The organism is Rhodococcus sp. BS-15 (genome assembly GCF_000813105.1).
Lineage (GTDB): Bacteria > Actinomycetota > Actinomycetes > Mycobacteriales > Mycobacteriaceae > Rhodococcoides.
Genome location: NZ_BAOX01000448.1, coordinates 1 through 2729, shown reverse-complemented (window position 1 = coordinate 2729; position 2729 = coordinate 1). Strand labels below are relative to the sequence as shown.

1 protein-coding gene and 2 pseudogenes are annotated in these 2729 nt (G+C 67.2%); all 3 read left to right on the top strand.

Annotated features, from left to right (window positions below):
• Positions 1 to 90: 90 nt before the first annotated feature.
• Positions 91 to 1277 (top strand): annotated as a pseudogene (gene aroC / locus RHBS_RS26585) (chorismate synthase).
• On the top strand, positions 1274 to 1825 hold the full coding sequence (locus RHBS_RS26580) for a shikimate kinase (protein ID WP_121869956.1): 552 nt from the start codon (positions 1274 to 1276) through the stop codon (positions 1823 to 1825). The pseudogene aroC and the gene RHBS_RS26580 overlap by 4 nt, the downstream one beginning before the upstream one ends.
• Positions 1826 to 1839: 14 nt before the next feature.
• Positions 1840 to 2729: pseudogene (gene aroB / locus RHBS_RS26575) on the top strand (3-dehydroquinate synthase); the annotation flags it as partial.

Sequence of the window (2729 nt, the reverse complement as noted above, 5' to 3'; positions counted from 1 at the left end):
CACCGGCGAGCCCGCATCCCGCACGGCCCGTCCATGTGCGCGGCCACCCTGCTGGCATCCGCGGCGTCCCTGGCGTGAAAAGATGTTCGAGTGCTGCGCTGGATAACTGCCGGAGAATCCCACGGACCCGCTCTCGTCGCCATCCTCGAAGGAATGGTCGCGGGAGTAGAGGTGACCTCGGACGACATTGCCTCTCAACTCGCTCGCCGTCGCCTCGGCTACGGCCGTGGTGCCCGCATGAAGTTCGAGGCCGACAAAGTGACCCTCACCGGCGGTGTCCGACACGGACGCACCATGGGCGGGCCGGTCGCGATCGAGGTCGGCAACACGGAGTGGCCCAAGTGGGAGCAGGTGATGTCGGCCGACCCCGTCGACGATGCAGTGCTCGCGGATCTCGCGCGCAACTCTCCGTTGACACGGCCGCGGCCCGGCCACGCCGACTTCTCGGGAATGCTCAAGTACGGCTTCGACGACGCTCGTCCGGTTCTCGAACGCGCCAGCGCCCGTGAGACGGCCGCCCGGGTCGCCATCGGCACTGTCGCCCGTCTGTTCCTGAAGCAGGCGTTCGGCGTCGAGGTCGTGTCCCATGTGATCTCCATCGGCGCATCCGACCCCTACGTCGGACCGCCGCCCGCAGGTGCCGATCTCGACGCGATCGACGCCTCTCCGGTTCGCGCCTTCGACAAAGCCGCCGAAGAATCGATGATCGCCGAGATCGAGGCCGCGAAGAAGGACGGCGACACCCTCGGCGGCGTCGTCGAGGTCGTCGTGCACGGCCTCCCCGTCGGCCTCGGATCGTTCGTCTCCGGAGAACGCAAGCTCGACGCCAGACTCGCCGCGGCACTGATGGTATCCAGGCCATCAAGGGGGTCGAGATCGGGGACGGTTTCGAGACCGCGCGTCGACGCGGAAGCGTCGCCCACGACGAGATCAAGCCCGGCCCGGACGGTGTGTTGCGCTCGACCAACCGTGCAGGCGGCATCGAGGGCGGTATGACCAATGGTGAGGCACTGCGAGTGCGGGCGGCGATGAAGCCCATCTCGACGGTTCCGCGCGCGTTGGCGACGGTCGACATGACGACCGGCGACGAGGCAGTGGCCATTCATCAGCGCTCGGACGTCTGCGCGGTTCCGGCCGCCGGTGTCGTGGCCGAGACCATGGTCGCCCTTGTGGTCGCGCAGGCAGCGTTGGAGAAGTTCGGTGGGGACTCGCTGGCGGAGACGACGAGCAACGTCGACCACTACGTGAAGGGCACCGCCGCCCGACCTCCACGATGACCCCGTACGCGGTCCTCGTCGGACCGCCGGGAGCAGGGAAGTCGACGATCGGTCGACGGCTGGCACAGGCTCTCGACCTGGATCTGTTCGACACCGATGTGGCCATCGAGCGAGACACCGGTCGTACGATCGCCGACATCTTCAGCCGCGACGGCGAACCGGCTTTTCGGCAGATCGAGGAGCGGATAGTCGCCGGTGCTCTGGCCTCGCACGATGGAATCGTCTCCCTCGGTGGTGGTGCTGTGTTGTCGCCCGCGACCCGCGCCTTGCTGTCCGGGCACACCGTGGTGTACCTGGAAATCAGTGTGGCCGAAGGGCTTCGGCGTACCGGCGCCAATACGGTTCGGCCGCTGCTCGCCGGTCCCGACCCGCGTGCGAAGTACCAGGAACTGATGCGTCATCGGCGACCTCTCTATCGTTCGGTCGCCACGGTGCGAGTGCGCACCGACAGTCGCAGCCCCGCGCGGGTCGTAGGCCAGTTGGTGGCGAAGCTGACGGCGATCGCCCCTGTTCCCGGGCGCGATGCGAACGAGAAAAACCCCCAGTAGATGAAGGTGATTCGATGACAGAGCCAGTGCGCGTCCAGGTCGAGACTGCAACCCGTATCCGGTGATCATCGGCCGAGGTCTGTTGACGGACCTCGTCGACGAGCTCGCCGGAACGGCCACCGTGGCGATCTTCCACCAGCCTCCGCTGGCAGAGACCGCGGATGCTGTCCGAGCTGCGTTGGCGGACAAGGGAATCGACGCTCACCGCATCGAGATCCCGGATGCCGAGGACGGCAAGGACCTTGCTGTGGCGGGGTTCTGCTGGGAAGTCCTCGGCCGAATCGGTCTCACTCGCAGCGACGCGATCGTCAGTCTGGGCGGCGGAGCGGCAACGGACCTGGCCGGATTCGTGGCAGCGACCTGGATGCGCGGCGTCCGTATCGTGCACGTCCCGACCACGCTGCTGGCCATGGTCGACGCGGCCGTGGGCGGCAAGACCGGCATCAACACCGATGCGGGCAAGAACCTCGTCGGCTCGTTCCACGAACCGGCCGCCGTGTTGATCGATCTGGCGACGCTCGAGACCGTGCCGAAGAACGAGATCGTCTCGGGCATGGCCGAGGTGATCAAGACCGGGTTCATCGCGGATCCGAAGATTCTCGACATCATCGAGGCCGATCCTGCTGCGGCGCTGGATCCGACCGGCGACGTTCTGCCGGAGTTGATCAGGCGCTCGGTCGAGGTCAAGGCGAAGGTGGTGGCGGCCGATCTGCGCGAGTCGAACCTGCGCGAGATCCTGAACTACGGGCACACGCTCGCGCACGCGATCGAGCGGCGGGAGCAGTACCGCTGGCGTCACGGTGCCGCGGTGTCGGTCGGTCTGGTGTTCGCCGCCGAGCTGGGCCGCCTGGCCGGCCGCCTGGACGACGCAACTGCCGACCGCCACCGTTCGATTCTCGAATCA